13 protein-coding genes are annotated in these 13,741 nt (G+C 48.0%); 8 read left to right on the top strand and 5 right to left on the bottom strand.

The features are described 5' to 3' along the window. Positions 1 to 101 precede the first annotated feature (101 nt). Positions 102 to 1,013, top strand: coding sequence for a LysR family transcriptional regulator (locus N646_RS18865; RefSeq protein WP_017819828.1), 912 nt, complete (start codon positions 102 to 104; stop codon positions 1,011 to 1,013). Here the strand turns inward: N646_RS18865 and N646_RS18860 are convergent. Beyond that, entirely contained in the window at positions 966 to 1,901 is a 936-nt protein-coding gene (locus tag N646_RS18860) for a LysR family transcriptional regulator (protein ID WP_021035930.1), read from the bottom strand. The genes N646_RS18865 and N646_RS18860 overlap by 48 nt on opposite strands. Positions 1,902 to 2,099: 198 nt before the next feature. Here N646_RS18860 and grxB point away from each other — a divergent pair, with 198 nt between their 5' ends. Beyond that, positions 2,100 to 2,729, top strand: a complete 630-nt coding sequence (gene grxB, locus N646_RS18855; protein WP_017819826.1) for a glutaredoxin 2 — start codon at positions 2,100 to 2,102, stop codon at positions 2,727 to 2,729. 10 nt (positions 2,730 to 2,739) lie between these two features. Continuing rightward, positions 2,740 to 3,864, top strand: coding sequence for an alkene reductase (locus N646_RS18850; protein ID WP_017819825.1), 1,125 nt, complete (start codon positions 2,740 to 2,742; stop codon positions 3,862 to 3,864). An 83-nt stretch (positions 3,865 to 3,947) separates the two neighbouring features. Here the strand turns inward: N646_RS18850 and N646_RS18845 are convergent, their stop codons facing one another. The 3 genes from N646_RS18845 to N646_RS18835 are packed head-to-tail and all read right to left on the bottom strand — an operon-like array spanning position 3,948 to position 6,325. Then, complete coding sequence (locus N646_RS18845) at positions 3,948 to 5,006, bottom strand: zinc-binding dehydrogenase (protein WP_017819824.1); 1,059 nt, start codon at positions 5,004 to 5,006, stop codon at positions 3,948 to 3,950. 4 nt (positions 5,007 to 5,010) lie between these two features. Then, the gene (locus N646_RS18840) at positions 5,011 to 5,523 is read right to left on the bottom strand and encodes a 2,4'-dihydroxyacetophenone dioxygenase family protein (RefSeq protein ID WP_017819823.1); all 513 of its coding nucleotides are present in this window, start codon (positions 5,521 to 5,523) and stop codon (positions 5,011 to 5,013) included. A gap of 40 nt (positions 5,524 to 5,563) precedes the next feature. Then, complete coding sequence (locus N646_RS18835) at positions 5,564 to 6,325, bottom strand: SDR family NAD(P)-dependent oxidoreductase (protein ID WP_017819822.1); 762 nt, start codon at positions 6,323 to 6,325, stop codon at positions 5,564 to 5,566. Positions 6,326 to 6,456: 131 nt separating this feature from the next. On the opposite strand from N646_RS18835, the gene N646_RS18830 reads away from it, so the two are divergent. Continuing rightward, entirely contained in the window at positions 6,457 to 7,479 is a 1,023-nt protein-coding gene (locus tag N646_RS18830) for a helix-turn-helix domain-containing protein (protein ID WP_017819821.1), read from the top strand. Positions 7,480 to 7,499: 20 nt separating this feature from the next. Here N646_RS18830 and ehuR read toward each other — a convergent pair whose 3' ends face one another. Next, complete coding sequence (ehuR, locus tag N646_RS18825) at positions 7,500 to 8,933, bottom strand: MocR-like ectoine utilization transcription factor EhuR (RefSeq protein ID WP_017819820.1); 1,434 nt, start codon at positions 8,931 to 8,933, stop codon at positions 7,500 to 7,502. Between the two features lie 271 nt (positions 8,934 to 9,204). On the opposite strand from ehuR, the gene doeA reads away from it, so the two are divergent. From doeA to N646_RS18805, 4 genes are all read left to right on the top strand, one after another. Then, complete coding sequence (doeA, locus tag N646_RS18820; RefSeq protein ID WP_017819819.1) at positions 9,205 to 10,392, top strand: ectoine hydrolase DoeA; 1,188 nt, start codon at positions 9,205 to 9,207, stop codon at positions 10,390 to 10,392. A 54-nt stretch (positions 10,393 to 10,446) separates the two neighbouring features. Next, positions 10,447 to 11,454: a N(2)-acetyl-L-2,4-diaminobutanoate deacetylase DoeB gene (gene doeB, locus N646_RS18815; protein WP_017819818.1), complete on the top strand. Its 1,008-nt coding sequence runs from the start codon at positions 10,447 to 10,449 to the stop codon at positions 11,452 to 11,454. Between the two features lie 123 nt (positions 11,455 to 11,577). Beyond that, on the top strand, positions 11,578 to 12,057 hold the full coding sequence (locus tag N646_RS18810; protein ID WP_005387046.1) for an Lrp/AsnC family transcriptional regulator: 480 nt from the start codon (positions 11,578 to 11,580) through the stop codon (positions 12,055 to 12,057). A gap of 155 nt (positions 12,058 to 12,212) precedes the next feature. Next, complete coding sequence (locus N646_RS18805; protein ID WP_017819817.1) at positions 12,213 to 13,733, top strand: NAD-dependent succinate-semialdehyde dehydrogenase; 1,521 nt, start codon at positions 12,213 to 12,215, stop codon at positions 13,731 to 13,733. Positions 13,734 to 13,741: the final 8 nt, after the last annotated feature.

The raw sequence follows: 13,741 nt of genomic DNA, 5'->3' as shown, positions 1-13,741 counted from the left end.
GATCTATGAAATGCGCATAATTTCAATCAAATGAGATTACAGATTTGTGATTTATAAATGAAATTGTGCAAAATACCCCTCGTTCTTAGAGGGGAAAGAAAATGGACAAATCTCTGCAGCAATTTTTACTGGTTGCACGCTGCCAAAGCATCAGCGCTGCGGCAAGAATGGCAGGGTTAAGCCAGCCAACGGTAACAAGCAATTTAAAGAAGCTGGAAGAGAATCTCGGCGTAACGCTGTTTGAACGTCACCCTAATGGCATGGTGTTGACCGAATACGGGCGCATCCTCTATCGCCATAGCAACGCGATGCAGCATGAATACAACCAAATGATGCAAAGCATTGATGAGCGGAAACAGTACCAAGTCGGAAAAATTAAAATGGGTACTGGCGATGCGTGGTGGCCGCTGTTCGTCAAACAAGCACTCAATGACCATCTGACCAAGCAGCCATCGGCATCTACGCACGTCGAATTTGGCAACCACTTAGGCTTGATGGATTCATTAATCAACGAACAGATTGAATTCTTCATCGGCCACGAGATTGTCGGCTTGTCGTCTAAATGCGATGTTACGTTTATTCCGCTATTTCAAACGGTTGATGCCTATTTTGTTTCCCCAAACCATCCACTGCTAGGGAAAACCGTCACCGAAGAGATGCTGCACGAATACCCCGCTCTTTCGGTCACTTATGACGCTAAGAAATTCGCTCACGTCATCGATAACCCAATCCCGAAACAAAATGAACGCGAAAGGCAGCAACTGGATGACCGACCGACTTACGAAGTGGATTCTCTGCTCGCCAGTATTGATGTACTGAAAGAAAGCGTCGCGGTGATGTCTTATACCCGCCATCTGCAACCGTATTTGGAATCCTTTGGCTTACGATGCTTAACCATGGAAAACGAACCAAACCCTGGTACCGTCGGGATTTATCGCCACCGCCGAGAAACCTCTGAATCGCATCTAGATCTGATTGCTGGTATCACTCAGCGCGCTAAATTGCTCAACTAGAAAGTCCAAAAAAAGGCGAACTCTTTTCGGTTGATATTGGCGGCTTTGATAAATGACATGCAGATCCGCTTCAGCGCCTTGCGAAAAGGCGCTGAAGTTTTTCATATACCTATCCAAAACCGTAACTAAACGTTGTTGTTTTAGGTCTTGCTGAATATCTAAAATCGATTTCAACGCAATCCCCGCACCGTCCAACGCCCATTGTCGAATCACTTCACCATCATCAGAAAAGCGCTTTGGCGTGACCGTGATCGTTTGGTGAGACTCTTCATCTTTAAAGTGCCACGTTTTTAATTCTTCATTGCTGCGCACCATGGCTAAGCAGCGATGATCCGCGAGATCTTGTGGGCAGTTTGGGACACCTTGCTTCGCCAAGTAATCAGGTGACGCGCACAGCACGCGTTGACTCGACGCCAGCTTGCGCGAGATGAGATTGCTGTCCGCTAACTCGCCGTAACGAATCACCAAATCGAGCCCCGATTCAGCCAAGTTCGATAAATTGTCATTAAGATAAAGATAAGGCGTCACATCCGGATATTGCTCAGAAAAAGCCGACACCATCGGCGAAATAATTTGTTTGCCAATATCTCGTGGAGCTGAAATTTTCAACGTTCCGCGCACTTCCGAAATACCCGTTTGCAGCAAGTTTTCCGTCTCTTTCACGCTATCAATGATGTTCAGACAAGCTTGATGGTACATTGCCCCTGCGTCCGTGAGTGATACATGGCGTGTGCTTCGGTTGAGAAGCTTTACGCCATAGCGTTCTTCTATCGCTTGCAGCCTTGCCGTTACCGTCGCCGGAGACAAACCTAACTCCCTTCCCGCTGCTGCCAGACCTTGATGTTTAACGATGCTGACAAACAACGTCATATCCGAAAACTTATCCACCTTCGCGCCCTTATTATTTGGAAAAACTGAATAATCAATTCAGATATAACCCAATTATCAAATTAAATCGAATCCATATACTGACCCTATCGACATTGTTTAGACACAGAACGTTATGTGACAGGGCAAAGTTAAACGCCGTAACGCTGTTCAACGCACAACAACACGCCCTGCCCAGCCAGAGATAGGAAACAAAAAATGAAACTGTACATTTATGAACATTGCCCCTTTAGCGCCCGCGTCCGTTTTGTCGCAGGCATGCTGAATATTCAGCTCGACGTCATCAACATTGCTTATGACGACGAGAGCACCACCACAAACATCATCGGCGCAAAACAAGTTCCTCTTTTGATCAAAGACGATGGTGAAGCGATGGCGGAAAGCTTAGACATCATCAACTACTTCCTTGAATTGGCATCTTCCAATGAAAGCAGCCAACCCTCAGCACCGGTTTTAGACTGGCAAAAACAAGCGTTTTTACCGCTACAAAAAGTCGGGTATCCGCGTTGGTCAAACATGACGTTACCGGAATTTGCAACAGAAAGCGCTAAACAAGCATGGCGTGCAAAAAAAGAAACCGAAGCGTTAAATTTTGAAGCCTTGATTAACGATACACCAACGATTGCGAAAGAAGTCGCCGCTTTGATAGAACAAACCAAACCCTTGCTCAACCTAAGTTCAGAAAAGCAAACATCACTGGTTGATCAAGCCATTATGTTCTCCATTTTGCGCGGTTTCTTCAGTGCTTCCGAAGTGCAATGGGATCCAGCCGTACTTCACTGGATGGCAAGCGCTCGTAAAGCGACCAACGTGCCAGTGCTTATCTGAGGAGCGCAACATGAAACAAAGAACAAATAAGCTGTTTGAACCAGCTCAACTGAAAGCGTTGTCACTACAAAACCGTATTGTCATGGCACCAATGACTCGCGCACGCACCACTCAGCCGGACAACATCCCGAATGAGATGATGGCAACGTATTATCAACAGCGCGCTTCTGCCGGGCTGATCATTTCCGAAGCCACACAAATTTCGGACGATTCTCAAGGCTATTCGTTCACCCCTGGCGTTTACACCGATGCGCAAGTGGCGGGCTGGCAAGGTGTGACCAAAGCGGTCAAATCACAAGGCGCAGCGATGTTTTGTCAGCTATGGCATGTGGGCAGAGTCTCTCACCCAACATTCCAAAATGGTGAACAGCCTATCGCACCATCTGCGCTCGCTCCGGTAGAGACGCAAGTTTGGATTGCAGATGAACAAGGCAACGGCAATATGGTCGATTGTGTTGAGCCACGCGCCATGACACAAGCGGATATCAACCGAGTTGTCGGTGATTTCGCGAACGCAGCCAAACGCGCCATTGAATCGGGTTTTGATGGTGTAGAAATCCACGGCGGGAATGGGTATCTGATCGATCAGTTCTTAAGAACCAACTCAAACCATCGAACAGACAACTACGGCGGTCCACGAGAAAATCGTATCCGTTTTCTTATCGAAGTAGTGGAGGCAGTTATCGCCTCTGTTGGAGCGCATCGAGTTGGAGTGAGACTGGCACCATTCATTACGTTTAAAGATATGGACTGCCCAGATATCGTGCCAACAATCTTGGAAGCATCAAAGCAACTACAGGAGCGCGACATTGCCTACTTGCACTTGTCCGAGGCCGATTGGGCCGATGCACCAACCATTCCAGAGACGTTTCGAGTCGAACTTAGAAAGCGCTTTCGCAACGCTATCATTGTCGCAGGTCGCTACGATCCTCAACGAGCAAACGAAGTATTAGAGAAAGGCTACGCGGATCTTGTCGCATTCGGACGGCCATTCGTAGCAAACCCAGACTTAGTCTCTCGCTTGCAACATCACCATCCGTTGGCAGAACTCGATGGCTCAACGTTGTTTGGCGGAAACGAACGAGGCTACACCGATTACCCTGCTCTGCAACAGGAATGCGCAGAACAGGCCTAACAAAAAAAGCCCCAACCTAGCTGCTACGGTTGGGGCTGTCACCAAACTAAAATTGGTTTTAGCTAGCTTAATCTGGCTAAGAGTTAAATCACTTCTAACGCGCCGCTGCGCCAAGGTTCGATAACCACTTTGATGTGGTCATTTGGCGTCATTAACTTTGTAAATGCGTCTTCGACACCATCGATTCCCACTTTGGCGGTGAGCATTTTCTGCCAAGGCAACTTATGTTCGGCAATCGCTTGTAGGCATTGCTCAAACTCGTGCGGTTGGTAGTAGTAAGAGAATCTCAAATCGAGCTCTTTTACCGTCGCGTACGCGTAGTTGATGATTGCGGGTGTAGTATGGATACCCGAGATGACGATTCGCGCTCGGGCAGGAGCGCGGCGCAGAAAATCGTCAATCAAGGTATGCTTGCCCACACACTCATAAATGACCAGACGTGAGTTCATCGCGTACTGTGCCCCGACGGCGATCTCGTCTTCCTTGGTCGGGTTGATCAATCGACTTGCGCCAAACTCACTAGCAAGTTGCAGTTTCTCTTCCTGAAGATCGACCGCAAGAATATTGCTCACGCCACGTTGTTTCAGTGCAGCAATCACAGCCAGCCCTATAGGACCGCAACCGACAACCAGCGCGGTTTCTTCCGTCTCGATTTCACTGCGATTGACCGCGTGCAAACCGACCGCCAGTGGTTCAGTCAGTGCCGCCGCCTCAGATGGCATTCCGTCTGGGACAGGTAGCAATAACGCTTCATCAAGCAGGAAGTACTCAGAGTAAGCGCCATAAGTACCCGGAGTAACACCAACGCCCGCGCCATTTTGGCTGAGCAACATCGGCACTGAGGTGACTCGGCTACCAACGGACAACGTTTGCTGCGTATCGGCACCGTATTCGATAATTTCCGCACAGAACTCATGCCCCAACATCACTTGAGCGTGCTCACCGGCTTCATCAGGCATCAACCCGAGCTGGTGGAATACATCAAATACCTCATCCGCGTGTCGAGTAATGTGAAGGTCGGAGCCACAAATGCCACAGGCAAGGCTGCGAACCAACACTTGTCCCGCTGCAGGTTTGGGGATTTCGACTTGCTGCAGGCGGACACTACCATCCTGCATTATGATACTGTTCATCTGTTGCATGGGGTTACTCCGCTAGCTCATCGCTTAGGCCAGCAATCGCACCCGGTTTGATATAGCGCGCAGTGAAGCCTTGCGCTTTGGCAGCGGCAACCACAACTTGCTCAATCCAACCTGCATCCATGATGTTGATGAAGTTACCCTCGTCGTCAAAGTTAATGTTCGCACCTTGGATCACCATAAAGCCATCTGCACCACCCGACTCTTCTGGACAGTGAAAGGTATGAATCGAACCGCCCGGCTCATATAAGTAGCTACCAGAAGTTTGGACTTGATCTGGGTACTCAATGTAGTGCCAAGCGCCACTCAGCGTATAGAAATGCACCACGCCAGTGTGGAAGTGCTTAGGCAGAGTGATACCCGGTTTGAATTTGGCACGAATCACCCAAGTACCGTTTTCTGGGTCAAGAAACAACGGGTAAACATCCACACCCGGTAACGAGTCTTTGATGAACGACTCCTCATTGGTATTAAGAGTTAATAAGAAATCTTGGTGCTGAATAACTTCTGGTAATGACATAACTTACATCCTCGCTATTGCTGTAATGTGGCGTACTCGCCTATCCCATAAGTGGGTACTTAAAATTCTCGAAACCGTCAGATGCGCTGATGGTACAACCGTTGATACAGTTGGCTTTCTCGCTGACCAGAAACGCCACCACATCAGCAATCTCTTCTGGTTGTGTGAAGTTTTGACGCATCTGTTCTTTGCGGATGTGGTCCCACAGGCCAATCTCTTCGTATTGCCTTAACATCGGAGTATCAACGCGTCCCGGAGCGACAGCGCAAACACGAATACCCAATGGTGCGAGTTCTAATGCGGCGCATTTGGTCATCATATCGACTGCGGCTTTACTGACGCTGTAGGTAAAGGTCATCTCAGACGCCATTCGTGCGTAAACAGAAGAAGTATTGAGGATCACGCCCGGCGTGCCTTGCGCTTGGAATTGTCTTCCAGAGGCAAGAATGCCGTAGTAAACGCCATTTTGGTTGACCTTAGAGATCGGCTCAAAATCGGCAATTGGGTCGTGGTCAAGCAGAGGTTTCGGTGCACCGATGCCCGCGTTGTTGACCATGATGTCAAGCGAGCCAAACTGTTCGACCGCGCACTTCACCATAGCTTCAACTTGTTGGTAATCGGTGACGTCCGCGACAAAGGTTCCCAACTGCTTTGAGTCAAAACTTGTGTACATTTGCAGTGATTGCTCTGAAATATCGACAGCAAGCACTTTGGCTCCTTGCTCTCTTAGCTTTGCAATAATAGCTTGCCCAATTCCACCCGCAGCGCCAGTCACGATGGCAGTTTTATTGATAAGTTCCATACAGCTTCTCATCCATGCGTTGTTGTTATCGAAATGTAACTTAGATCAACTCACTGGCACTCACTTGACCTTTTACGAAGTAAATTTGATACATTGCGATTTACAACCTGTTAACATTTAAAAATCGAGACATGTATATCGTACGAAGTGGCGCTGCCGATAAATTTGATAGCTTGGTTTCCGAACTGGGGCAGAATCCGGTTGAGATTATGGCTGCCGCCGGGCTGTCTGCGGCGCAGTTTCGCAATCCCGATACGTATCTCGCTTATCCAAGGTTGGCGGAATTGCTGGAGGAAGCGGCTGCTCGTTGTAAGCAACCGCTGTTTGGTGCGTTGCTCGCCGAGCGCCAAAACCTGCAAAGTTTAGGTGATTTGCCGATGTTGGTTTCCCGCGCAGAAACGGTCGGTGAAGCCTTGGTGCGGGTGAATGATTTTCTCTATCTGCATTCGTCAGGAGTCACTCTCAACATGACTCCACAAGATGATTGGGTACGGTTGTCGCTCAATATTGATGTGCACAGCGAACGCGGTATCGCGCAGTTGATGCAGTTGAGTGTGTCGCACTTAGCCATGTTTGTTACGAGCTTACTTGATATTGAAGCGAGCCACTTCTCTTTACACCTCAACCAACACGCCAGCTTCGAGGCAGAACAGAGCGCATTTGCCCAGCAGAACAAACTGCGTTTCGGTGATAAGTTTGACGGTATCCTACTTAAAGCGAGTCTACTTAACGCTAAGAACCACCAAGATGAAGACGCACTAGAGCGCCATTTTCAGCAACACCTCAAAGAGCTGCAGACCCGTTACCCTAATAATCTCAGTGACCAAGCGGCAAATATGATTGGCCGTCTGCTCTCAACCGGAGAATGCAGCGTTGAGCGCGTTGCAAGAGCATTGGACCTGCATCCGAGAATGCTGCAAAACAAGCTGAAACAACAGGGCACAAATTATCGGCAGCTTTTACAACAAGTGCGTCAGGATTTCGCCGAACAGCGATTGCATGAGAATATTCAGAGTATTACCGATATCGCGTTGCAACTGGGCTATGCAGAAACTGCGGTCTTCAGCCGCCACTTTCGCCGTTGGACGGGGAAATCGCCGAGGCAATGGCGACAAGAAAAAACTCAGTTACAAACGTTTAAGTCCATCAGATAAAAGCATAAATAACCTATCGCTCAAACCAAAAAATGTGAGGTGGGAGGGTTGGTATCGAGAATTTCAGCAATCACAGATAACCCGTGTTTGATGTAGCCTCGGTTTGTTTCTGCTCCCAAACTGATTCGCACGTAAGGCATTGGCTGATTAGTATCGAGAACAAACGGTTTGTATCCCGTGATCTGCACCCCTGAACGCTTAGCCGAAGCAACCAGATCATCGCTATTCCACTGCTCGGGTAGTCTCAACCAAATGTGCTGTCCATTCGGGTGCGAGCTATAAACATGCCCTTCTAAAGCGGCTTTTGCTATTCGCTGTCGCTTAGCAAACTCATTGACTTGAAAGCGAATAAGTCGATTTAACGTACCGTTTTCGATCCACAAATGGGCGACTTCAAATGGTAATGGAGTCGCGGACCAACTCGTTGCCGCTAAACGACCAATCGCGTGCTGCAAAAAATGACGTGGGACCGTCAGATAGCCAGTGCGCATGCCTGGCGCTACAACTTTGGTTAAACTGGTGACATAGAAAGCTTGTTCGGGTAACAATGTGGCAAGGGGTGGGACACGGTTAGGTTCTAGTGCTCCATACACGTCATCTTCAATGACATAGATGTCGTATTGCTGCGCAATATTCGCTATCGCCTCTCGGCGTTCAACATCCATATGCGCACTAGTCGGGTTAGCCATGCTCGGTGTGCAACACAATACCTTGATTGGTTTGTGTTTACATGCCCATTCAAATGCATCCGGCGTTATACCAAACTCATCCATTTCAAGTGGTTGCAACTTAAATCCAAGCATTCTCGAGCGAGAGATCAAGCCATGATCAACCAAGTGACCACAAGCAACTAAATCACCGTGTTCAACAACTGTGCTTAAAGCCAACGTTAAACCATGGCATGCTCCATTTGTGAGTAATATTTGATCGCCACCCACATCCAGCCCTTGGCTACTTAGAAATCGTGCTCCTGACTCAATATGATGAGGCTGACCTGTTACCGGCTTTGCTTTACTGATCAAACCACGATTGTTTGTTTGCCCAGCAATCTCCATTAACGCCTGATTAAAAAGCGTAATGTGGCGATCGGTCACCACCGGATGTGCAATCGACATATCAATTTCATCCGGCGTTTCTTTCATCTCTTGTGTCAGCATGAACTCCGTGTCCGTACTTTCATCCACAAAACCTGATTTGACAAAAGTACCATTCCCAACCCAAGACTCGATCGCCCCTTTTTTCTCTGCATAACCATATGCATGGCTCACCGTTTGTACGCTGACGCCAATTTGTTCTGCAAACTCACGATGTGTGGGTAATCGAGTCCCCGGTTTTAGATAACCACTGCGGACACATTCGACAAGATAGTTACCAATGGAGATGTATTTAGCGATGCCTGGCCGAATGATCGGGTTCAAAGAAATTGTCATGACACAATATTTTAATTGATTCATTTTTAACGCTCATTGTAACTTCCATTTAACAATTGGCGAACTTTAACTCACAAAACGAGGTGAAATGCACAAAAATAAACCACAATTGTAATGATTGACATGAAATGTATGGGTTAAACAAACATGTTAAACAGCATCGTTCAATCCAAATACAACCCCAGAGGTAAATTGCAATCATTTTTAACGCAGATCTGGCTAGCTGGTAGAAGGTAGAAATACCTCAGCGTCTCCGAAGGCCCATAAGGCGTCGGATTTCTAACAAGGAGAAAATATGAGAGGCGTTGCTTTGCATTTTACACTGGATGAGTTCCAGGATCGGTTAACGAAAGTTCGGCAATCGATGGAAGAAAGAGAATTGGATGTCCTTATCATTCATGACCCTTCTAACATGGCGTGGCTAACAGGCTATGATGGGTGGTCTTTTTACGTGCCACAATGTGTCGTTGTTGGTCCATCTGATGAACCCGTTTGGTTTGGACGCTGCCAAGATGCCAACGGAGCATACAGGACTGCGTATATGTCGGCAGAAAACATCACCTACTATCCAGACCATTATGTAATGAATCCGCCGCTACACCCGATGGATTTCCTGGTCGAAGCCGTACTGGCTTCGCGCCTTTGGGATCGTGGTCGCATCGGCGTAGAAAAAGATAACTATTACTTTAGCGCCACCGCTTACGAATCACTCACTACGCACCTACCGAATGCTCAACTTCTCGATGCAACTGGACTAGTCAACTGGTGCCGCGCCGTTAAATCCGATCAAGAACTGGCGTACATGTACCGTGCCGCTCGCATTGTTGAAAATATGCACCGCGTCGCGTTCGACATGATTGAACCAGGATTACCGAAACACCACCTTGTTGCCGAGATTAACCGCCAAGCCGTGCTCGGGCATGAAGACCACTTTGGCGATTACACCGCGATTGTGCCGCTTTTGCCATCAGGTTCTGATGCTTCCGCACCTCACCTGACTTGGGATGACAGACCCTTCAAGAAAGGCGAAGGGACGTTTTTTGAAATCGCAGGGGCGCACCGCCGTTACCATTGCCCACTCTCACGCACTATTTTTCTTGGCGAGCCTGACGACAAGTTCAAACGAGCCGACGAAGCCCTAACTTTAGGACTTGAAGCAGGCCTAAAAGTGGCAAAGCCCGGAAATACCTGCGCCGACATCGCCAATGCACTAAACCAGGTTCTCGATAAAGCGGGATTCTCACGCGAAGGCGCCCGTTGTGGCTATCCAATAGGTTTGAGCTACCCGCCAGATTGGGGGGAACGAACCATGAGTTTGCGAGACACCGATAAAACCATCTTGAGAGAAGGCATGACATTCCATTTTATGCCGGGACTGTGGTTCAAAGATTGGGGGTTAGAAACAACGGAAAGTATCGTCATTACCCATGATGGAGCAAAAACGCTGTGTGACTTTCCACGCCACTTATTTGTTAAACACTAATTTTTCAAACCTCAAGCTCTGTTGAGCTAGATCTGAGAACTAAAAGGACTTGATATGCAAAAAAGCTCGATCACAGCCACCATAGACTTTGACCGAGAAGGTGTACAGCACGGCTTTTTAACGCTGCCCTATTCACATGACGACTCCGCTTGGGGCAGTATTATGATACCTATCACCGTGATCAAAAATGGTCACGGACCAACCGCACTGCTTACTGGCGGTAATCACGGAGACGAATACGAAGGCATCACCAGCCTGCTAAAATTGACGAACTCGCTTCAGGCAGATCAAATCCAAGGTCGTGTCATTATTGTACCCATGATGAACTTACCTGCGGTACAAAATGCCTCACGTACGTCGTTTATCGATAAAGGGAATTTAAATCGCAGCTTTCCCGGCAACCCCATAGGCACAGTGACCGAGAAAATTGCGGATTATTTTACTCGTTACCTAGTTCCTAAGTGCGATTTTGCGTTAGACATTCACTCAGGTGGTAAAACGTTAGATATCGTGCCGTTCGCCGCTGCCCATCGTCTCGACAATCTCGATCAAGAAGAAGCCTGCATATTAGGTGCAAAACTGTTTGGCGCACCTTACACCATGATCTTGCTCGAAATGGACGCCACCAGCCTGTATGACACTGCCGTGGAGTCTCAGGGAAAAATCTTTGTTACCACCGAACTAAGAGGAGGCGGAACCAGCACTCCAGAAACCATCGCTTGTTCCGACCGTGGCATTCGCAACTTCTTACGCTTCTCAGGCAACTTGCCCGGTGACTACGAACAACCAACCCAACCAACTAAGTTATTAGATATGCCTGATGCAAGTTGTTATGTGCAAAGCCAGCACCACGGCATCACAGAATACTTATTTGATCTTGGCGATACCGTCAAAAAGGGAGATGTATTAGTGAGAATCTTCTCGACCGAGCGCACAGGTACCGCCCCCGTTGAGTACAAGTCACAGCGCAATGGTATTTTCGCGGCACGTCGTTTTCCTGCTATGGTGAATATCGGTGACACTATCGCAGTTATAGCCGAAGACTGCGGCGAGATAGGCTGATTGAAAAGCCAACTAAAGAAATCAAAACAAATGGCATACCAGAAGCAAACTGGAAAGCACCTTATAACAGCGACCAGTCATCAGCCTTTATGAAATGATTAGTATTCAACAGGGAGACCCATAATGCGCCTCGATCGCTACGACGTAAAAATTCTACAAATACTTCATGATAATGGTCGTATCACCAAATCTCACCTTGCCGAGGCCATCAACCTATCCGTGAGCCCTTGCTGGGAGCGCGTCAAAAAACTGGAAGAAGCAGGCATCATTGAAGGTTACGGAGCAAAAGTAAATACCGATATTTTGTTCAAACGAACGTCGGTTATGGTTGAAGTTACGCTCAAAGAACACAACGCCCAAGCGTTCAAACGCTTCGAGCAACTGGTTCAACATTCACCAGAAGTCACTGATTGCTATGCCACGGGCGGTGGTATCGATTACATCCTTAAAATTCAGTCAGAAGATATCGACCAATATCAGCGGCTTATCGACAACTGGTTAGACTCAGATGTGGGCATTGAGCGCTACTTTACTTACATTGTGACAAAAACAATCAAACGTGATGCGGGCACATTCGAAGTAAACCAAAACGCTTTGTTATAAAAGGGAAAATGCGTATCAGGCGTGAACAGAAAAAACACCATATTTAACGGCACTAAAAAGAAAGTTCTGACGTTTTAAACCTCGGTATCAGAAATTATTTCGGTCACTTCTCCATTACAGTTTCATTATGGACAACGATGCTGGGAGAAGGACTCATGGCAGCACTGCACAGCTTACACACTGAAGAATTAAAAGCCTCACACGACATGATGGCGATAATGAAAGACGTACGTTTGGTGAGAGGTTTAGCGTACGTGAATGGCAAATGGGTAAGTGGTGATCAATTTCATCCGGTGGATAATCCAGCAGATGGCACGGTCATCGGTTACATCACTAAGCTATCTCAGCAACAACTCTATCAAGCGATTGATGAAGCCGACCAAGCCTTTCGTCAATGGCGAAAAATGCAAGCAGAAGAGCGCGCTGAAATTCTCATGCGTTGGCACGACCTGATTCTAGAATCAAAGCAAGACCTTGCTCATTTGATGGTGATGGAGCAAGGAAAAACACTAGGTGATGCTGTAGGTGAGATTGACTACGGCGCATCCTTTGTTCGTTGGTTTGCCGAAGAAGCACGCCGCAGTTATGGCGAAACCATCCCAAGTCATATTCCGAATGCGCAGCTATCAACGGTGCGCGAGCCAATTGGTGTCGCAGCACTGATTACGCCATGGAACTTTCCTAATGCCATGATCACACGCAAAGCCGCTGCCGCACTAGCAATAGGCTGTCCGGTGCTCATTAAGCCCGCCAGTGAAACGCCTTTTTCTGCGTTAGCGTTGGCAGAGTTAGCAGACCGAGCTGGCTTTCCACCTGGTGTCTTTAACGTGATCACTGGCGATGCGGTGATGGTGTCACAAGCCTTGTGTCACTCCGATAAAGTCAAAGCGCTCTCGTTCACAGGCTCAACTCGAGTAGGCAAACTATTGCTACGCGACGCGGCACAAACCGTGAAGAAGTGCAGTATGGAGCTCGGTGGTAACGCCCCTTTCATCGTGCTGCCAGATATGGATGTCGAGCAAGCAGCGAAAGCCGCCGTGGATGCGAAGTTTCAAACCGCAGGACAAGACTGCTTGGCCGCAAACCGTATATTCGTCCCTGACGATAAGTACGAAGCGTTTTTGGAAGCGTTTGCCAAAGAAATGAGCCACATCGTTTTGGGCAATGGCTTAGACGAAAAAACCACCATGGGACCGCTTATTAATCGCACTGCGGTGGATAAAGCGCATGATTTGGTGCGTGACGCGCTCGACAAAGGCGCGCGATTGGTAGCGGGATACCACCAGCCCGTACCAGGCGAAAACTTCTTCGCGCCGACATTGCTAGCCGATGTAACCCCAGAAATGGCGGTGTATCGCGAAGAGAATTTTTGTCCTGTGGCAGGCGTATTGCCTTACCAAGACTTAGATACCGTGATTGAAATGAGCAACGACACTGAGTACGGCTTAGCTGCCTATGTTTATGGTCACGATATTCACCAAATTTGGCACTGCATGCGCGGTTTGGAGTTTGGCATGGTGAGCGTGAACTCCGTCAAAATGACAGGGCACCCTATCCCATTCGGCGGCGTGAAACAGTCTGGTCTTGGACGAGAAGGAAGCCGTCACGGATTTGAAGAATACAGTGAAATCAAATACTGCTGCTTAGGCGCTTTACCAACCGTCAGTGGCAGTTGAGACACGAA

The sequence above is a fragment of the Vibrio alginolyticus NBRC 15630 = ATCC 17749 genome (assembly GCF_000354175.2).
Classification (GTDB): domain Bacteria; phylum Pseudomonadota; class Gammaproteobacteria; order Enterobacterales; family Vibrionaceae; genus Vibrio; species Vibrio alginolyticus.
Note: the sequence above shows the minus strand (reverse complement) of the source record. Positions and strands in the feature narration are given on the sequence as shown.

Excerpts from the sequence above, each read along its gene's own strand:
- N646_RS18865 (WP_017819828.1), top strand. The coding sequence starts at position 102 with ATGGACAAATCTCTGCAGCAATTTTTACTGGTTGCACGCTGCCAAAGC.
- grxB (WP_017819826.1), top strand. The coding sequence starts at position 2,100 with ATGAAACTGTACATTTATGAACATTGCCCCTTTAGCGCCCGCGTCCGT.
- N646_RS18850 (WP_017819825.1), top strand. The coding sequence starts at position 2,740 with ATGAAACAAAGAACAAATAAGCTGTTTGAACCAGCTCAACTGAAAGCG.
- N646_RS18845 (WP_017819824.1), bottom strand. The coding sequence starts at position 5,006 with ATGCAACAGATGAACAGTATCATAATGCAGGATGGTAGTGTCCGCCTG.
- N646_RS18840 (WP_017819823.1), bottom strand. The coding sequence starts at position 5,523 with ATGTCATTACCAGAAGTTATTCAGCACCAAGATTTCTTATTAACTCTT.
- N646_RS18835 (WP_017819822.1), bottom strand. The coding sequence starts at position 6,325 with ATGGAACTTATCAATAAAACTGCCATCGTGACTGGCGCTGCGGGTGGA.
- N646_RS18830 (WP_017819821.1), top strand. The coding sequence starts at position 6,457 with ATGTATATCGTACGAAGTGGCGCTGCCGATAAATTTGATAGCTTGGTT.
- ehuR (WP_017819820.1), bottom strand. The coding sequence starts at position 8,933 with ATGAATCAATTAAAATATTGTGTCATGACAATTTCTTTGAACCCGATC.
- doeA (WP_017819819.1), top strand. The coding sequence starts at position 9,205 with ATGAGAGGCGTTGCTTTGCATTTTACACTGGATGAGTTCCAGGATCGG.
- doeB (WP_017819818.1), top strand. The coding sequence starts at position 10,447 with ATGCAAAAAAGCTCGATCACAGCCACCATAGACTTTGACCGAGAAGGT.
- N646_RS18810 (WP_005387046.1), top strand. The coding sequence starts at position 11,578 with ATGCGCCTCGATCGCTACGACGTAAAAATTCTACAAATACTTCATGAT.
- N646_RS18805 (WP_017819817.1), top strand. The coding sequence starts at position 12,213 with ATGGCAGCACTGCACAGCTTACACACTGAAGAATTAAAAGCCTCACAC.